This is a genomic window from Gordonia sp. UBA7599 (assembly GCA_002477755.1).
GTDB lineage: Bacteria > Actinomycetota > Actinomycetes > Mycobacteriales > Mycobacteriaceae > Gordonia.
Window position 1 is genome coordinate 1 of sequence record DLKD01000030.1, and the last position, 5,136, is coordinate 5,136.

At 70.2% G+C, this 5,136-nt stretch carries 6 protein-coding genes; all 6 read left to right on the top strand.

The annotated features are described in order from the left end of the window. Positions 1-351: OpcA/G6PD domain-containing protein (locus B4L26_RS03095; RefSeq protein WP_290715699.1), on the top strand; the 351-nt coding region annotated here is incomplete at its 5' end. An 8-nt stretch (positions 352-359) separates the two neighbouring features. After that, complete coding sequence (gene pgl, locus B4L26_RS03100) at positions 360-1,097, top strand: 6-phosphogluconolactonase (RefSeq protein WP_409563534.1); 738 nt, start codon at positions 360-362, stop codon at positions 1,095-1,097. 68 nt (positions 1,098-1,165) lie between these two features. Beyond that, positions 1,166-2,809, top strand: a complete 1,644-nt coding sequence (locus tag B4L26_RS03105; RefSeq protein ID WP_290715703.1) for a long-chain fatty acid--CoA ligase — start codon at positions 1,166-1,168, stop codon at positions 2,807-2,809. Between the two features lies 1 nt (position 2,810). Further along, the gene (locus B4L26_RS03110; protein ID WP_290715709.1) at positions 2,811-3,866 is read left to right on the top strand and encodes an NAD(P)-dependent alcohol dehydrogenase; all 1,056 of its coding nucleotides are present in this window, start codon (positions 2,811-2,813) and stop codon (positions 3,864-3,866) included. A 69-nt stretch (positions 3,867-3,935) separates the two neighbouring features. Further along, positions 3,936-4,145, top strand: a complete 210-nt coding sequence (locus B4L26_RS03115) for a heavy-metal-associated domain-containing protein (protein ID WP_290715705.1) — start codon at positions 3,936-3,938, stop codon at positions 4,143-4,145. Beyond that, positions 4,145-5,053 carry a heavy-metal-associated domain-containing protein gene (locus tag B4L26_RS03120; protein WP_290715707.1) on the top strand — a complete coding sequence of 303 codons (909 nt, stop codon included), beginning with the start codon at positions 4,145-4,147 and terminating at the stop codon, positions 5,051-5,053. The genes B4L26_RS03115 and B4L26_RS03120 overlap by 1 nt, the downstream gene beginning before the upstream one ends. The last annotated feature ends 83 nt before the right edge of the window (positions 5,054-5,136 follow it).

Sequence of the window (5,136 nt, forward strand, 5' to 3'; positions counted from 1 at the left end):
TTCGACCGCGTGCCGGCCCGCAAACCGGTGCGCGTCCGCGTCGCCGGGCCCGGTCCGTCGGTCGGGCTCGACCTGCTCGCCGGCTGGCTCGCCGAGTGCCTGCGCGTGCCCACCGAGCGCCTCGACGGTGACCTCGGCGTCGAAATCGACTGCGCCGACGGATTGCTGTCACTGACTCACGACGGCGACTACACGCTGATCCGCGACCCCGGGTGCCCCGATGCCCGCACCCCGTGGCGCGACCGCACGACCGGGGCGTGCCTCGCCGAAGAGCTGCGCCGCCTCGACCCCGACGAGACCTACGCCCGCGCCCTGCGCGGTACCAAGCGGCTCCAGCACACGACGAGGTGACACCCGTGATCCCCATCCCCGAGACCTCCGTCCACGACGATGCCGCCGGCCTGGTCGACGCCGCCGCGGACCGGCTCGTCGCCGTGATCGCCGACGCCCAGCGCGAGCGCGGCCTCGCCCGCGTGGTGCTCACCGGCGGCAGCAACGGCATCGCCCTGCTGTCGGCATTGGTCGACCGGGTCGACGAGATCGACTTCGCAGCGCTGCACGTGTACTTCGGCGACGACCGGTTCGTGCCGGCCGACGACGCGGACCGCAATAGTGGGCAAGCCCGCGCGGCCCTGCTCGACGATCCCGACGCCGCGGGCGCGCAGGTCTATGAGATGGCACCCAGCGACGGCGACTACGGCGACGACATCGAGGCCGCGGCTGCCGCGTACGGCGCCGTCGTCGACGCCATCGCGCCCGACGAGGACGGCGCCGTTTTCGACGTCCACCTGCTGGGTATGGGCGGCGAGGGCCACATCAATTCGCTGTTCCCCCACACCCCCGCCGTAGCGGAGGCGCAGCGGTCGGTCGTAACGGTCACCGACTCGCCTAAGCCGCCTCCGCGAAGGATCACCCTGACGCTGCCCGCCGTGAATTCGTCGCGGCACGTGTGGTTCCTGGTCGCCGGGGCCGACAAGGCGCAAGCCGTGGCCGCAGGCCTGGCCGGGGCGAGTGCCGACGACTGGCCGTGCGCGGGAGCGCACGGACTCACCACCACCGTCTGGTTCCTGGATTCGGCCGCCGCCGCGGACCTCTGACGACCCGCCCCCGCCAGCCGGTACCCCCGTTGTAAGTTGGGTCACACAACGCAACGAGGAGGCCTTTAGTGATCGCATCGACCATGCAACCGGGTGAGCTGACCATCGCCCGACTGGTGGAGTACAGCCGGCGCACCTTCCCCGAGACGGGGGTGACCACCTGGACCGGGTCGGAGTTGCGCCCGATCTCATTCCCGGAGCTCGGTGATCGCACTGCACAACTCGCCCATGCGCTGGCCAAGCTCGGCATCGGTCGCGGCGATCGCGTCGCCACCTTCATGTGGAACAACAACGAACACCAGGTCGCCTACGGCGCGGTGCCCTCGATGGGTGCCGTGCTGCACACGCTGAACCTGCGTCTGTCCCCCGAGCAGGCCGTTTACATCATCAAGCACGCCGACGACAAGGTGATCATCGTCGACGCGTCGATCGCGCCGATGCTCGCCCAGTACGTCAAGGCCACGCCGAACGTGAAGCACGTCATCGTCGCGAACGGGCCGGCGAGTGCCTTCGAGGCCCCCGAGGGCATCACCGTGCACTCCTTCGACGAGCTCATCGCCGGCGAGCCGACGGTCTACGACTGGCCTGAGATCGACGAGCGCGACGCCGCGGTGATGTGTTACACCTCCGGCACCACCGGCGACCCGAAGGGCGTGGTCTACAGCCACCGCAGCATCTGGCTGCACTCCATGCAGGTGTGCTCGGCATCAGGCATGGGTCTGGGCAACAAGGACTCGGTGCTCGCGATCGTGCCGATGTTCCACGTGATGTCGTGGGGCCTGCCGTATGCCGCCATGATGGCCGGCCTGACGCTGGTCATGCCCGACCGCTTCCTGCAGCCCGAGCCGCTGCTGGCGATGATGGCCGCGGCCCGTCCGACGTTCGCCGCGGCGGTGCCCACCATCTGGCAGGGCGTCGCCGCCCAGTTGAAGGCGGCACCGCAGGACATCAGCCACCTGCGCGAGGTGGTCGTCGGCGGCGCAGCCGTCCCCCCGTCGATGATCAAGCAGTTCGACGAGTTCGGCGCGCCCATCACCCACGCCTGGGGCATGACCGAGACGTCGCCCCTCGGTTCGGTCTCGCGGCCGCCGTTCGGCGTCGAAGACCCGGACCAGGAGTTCGCGTACCGCGTCACGCAGGGCCGCTTCCCCGCGGCCGTGCAAGCCCGCCTCATCGACGACGACGGAAACGAGGTCGCGTGGGACGGCGAGTCGGCCGGCGAGCTGGAGGTGCGCGGGCCGTGGATCACCGGCGCCTACTACTCCCCCGACGGACCGGTCAGTGATCCCGCGAAGTTCCACGACGGATGGCTGCGGACCGGCGATGTGGCGTCGATCAGCCCCGACGGCTTCATGACGATCGTCGACCGCACCAAGGACCTGATCAAGACCGGTGGCGAGTGGATCTCCTCGGTCGAGTTGGAGAACACGATCATGTCCAACCCGGTGGTGACCGAGGCCGCCGTGGTCGCCGTGCCCGACGAGAAGTGGGACGAGCGGCCGTTCGTCCTGGCCGTCGTGGCCGACGAGGCGCAGGCCGACGCAGCTAAGCTGCGCGAGCACCTGGCCGGTTTGGTGCCGCGGTGGCAACTGCCCGAGCGCTGGGCGTTCGTCACCGAGGTGCCCAAGACCTCGGTCGGCAAGTTCGACAAGAAGCGGATCCGCGCCGAATACGCCGACGCGGCCTACGACGTCGTAGACGCGCGTGACTGAGATGCGCGCCCTGAAGCTGGTCGACGCCAACCGGCTCGAACTGCGCGACGTACCCGTTCCCGAGCCCGGTCCGGGCCGGGTGCGGGTGCGGATCGCCGGAGCCGGGATCTGCCATTCCGATGTCACGATCATGGCGGTCGGCGCGGCCGGGTCGCCGTTTCACGGCATCACACTCGGCCACGAGGGCGCCGGCTACGTCGACGCCCTCGGTGCCGGCGTGACGGGATTGACCGAGGGCCAGCCGGCGATCATCGACCTCATGTGGGCGTGCGGGCACTGCCGCCAATGCGTCGGGGGCCGGTCCAACGCGTGCCAGACCAACGGCACCCGGTGGATGTTCCCGACGACGCCGGGACTCGGCCCCGACGGGACGATGGCCGAGTACATCGTCGCCGACGCGCGCCACGTCGTCCCCCTCGACGGCGGTCCGTTGCCACCACTGGATCCGACGCGGGTGGCACCGCTGGCCGACGCCGGCGTCACGCCGATGCACGCGATCAACACCGTCCGGAACCGGCTCGATGCGGGCGCTGTGGCGGTGGTGATCGGACTCGGCGGCCTCGGCCACATGGCCGTGCAAATCCTTCGCGCCGTCGGCGCCGCCCGAATCATCGCGGTCGACGCCAATCCGGCGAAGGTGGCGCAGGCGACCCGCCTCGGCGCCGATATCGCGCTGCTCTCCGACGGTGACACCGCCGCGCGGATCCTCGAGGAGACCGCCGGCTTCGGTGCCGACGTCGTCTTCGACTTCGTAGGCGTGGCGCCATCGGTGGCCCTGGCCACCGCCGTCGTCGCCCCCGAGGGCCATCTACGACTGGCCGGGCTGGGCGGCGGGGAGTTCACGTATTCACTCAACGGCGTCAACGCTGTTCCGTGGGGCGTCACCGTGCAGACCTCCTACGGCGGGACGCGAGCCGACCTCGACGAAGTACTGGCGCTCGCGCGGCGGGGTCTCATCCACGTGGAGACCACCGACTATCCACTCGAGGACTACGCCCGGGCGTTCGACGACCTCGAGGCAGGCAGACTCCCCGGCCGTGCGATCCTCCTGCCCTGACCCTTCCTTGAGATATACCCCCCAGGGGTATACAATCGGACATGGTCGAGCAAGTGAGGAGTCACCACCATGAGCACAGTTGACTACTTGGTCAAAGGAATGACCTGCGGTCACTGCGAGATGTCCGTGCGCGAGGAGGTCGGTGAGGTTCCCGGCGTCACCGACGTCGACGTCAGCGCCGCAACCGGAGAACTGACCGTCACCGCCGATCGGCCCATCGACGACGACGCCGTCCTGGCGGCGGTCGCCGAGGCCGGCTACACGGCCACCCGGGTCTGATGGAGGCGCCGGCCAACGCCGCGACGCGCATGGCGCTGTTCGCGGTCGGCCTCGTCGCGGTGTTCGGCGCTGCGCTCGCGATCGGGCGCTACGCGGTACCCGCCCAATCGGAGCTCCCAGCCGCACCCGCCCACTCCCACCAGGGAGCGCAGACCGATGGCCATAGCGGCCACGAGACCATGAACCAGCCGGTCGTCGGCACCTCGATGACGGCTGACGGCTACGCGCTCACCGGTCTGAGCGGCCCCGAGCGGACCGGCATCACCGGAGAAGTCTCCTTCACAATCACCACGTCCAACGGCGTCCCGCTGACCCGGTTCACCTCGTCGCACACCAAGGACCTGCACCTGATCGTCGTGCGCGCCGACGGCGCCCACTTCGCCCACGTGCACCCCACCCGCGATGCCGCGGGGGCGTGGAAGGTCGACTGGCGGGCACCGGCCGCGGGCACCTACCGCGTGTTCGCCGACTTCGTGCCCGGCGATCGGGCCAGCGACGAGCCGGTCGTCCTGGCTGGCGATATCCAGGTGGCGGGCGACTTCACGCCGGCTGCGCCGCAGCCCAGCCGCAGCGCCACCCTCGACGGCTTCACCGTCACCCTCGACGGCGAGCTGGGCCACTCGGGCTCCGACCACTCCGGACCATCCGCGCTGACCGCCACGGTCCGCCGAGACGGCCGGCCGGTGACGTTGCAGCCCTACCTGGGCGCCCTCGGGCACCTCGTCGTCCTACGGGCCGGCGACCTCGCCTACACGCATGTACACCCCCACCATGACGACGCGGCGGGATCCGCCGTCGCCTTCGCCGCGACGGCCCCCTCGTCAGGCCGCTACCTCGCCTACTTCGACTTCCAGGTCGACGGCGTCGTTCGGACCGCCGCGTTCGTCCTCGACAGCGCACAGGGGTGAAACGATGACCGCTCCCGAGACAACCACGATCGACCTCGAGATCGGCGGCATGACCTGCGCGTCGTGCGCCAACCGGATCGAGC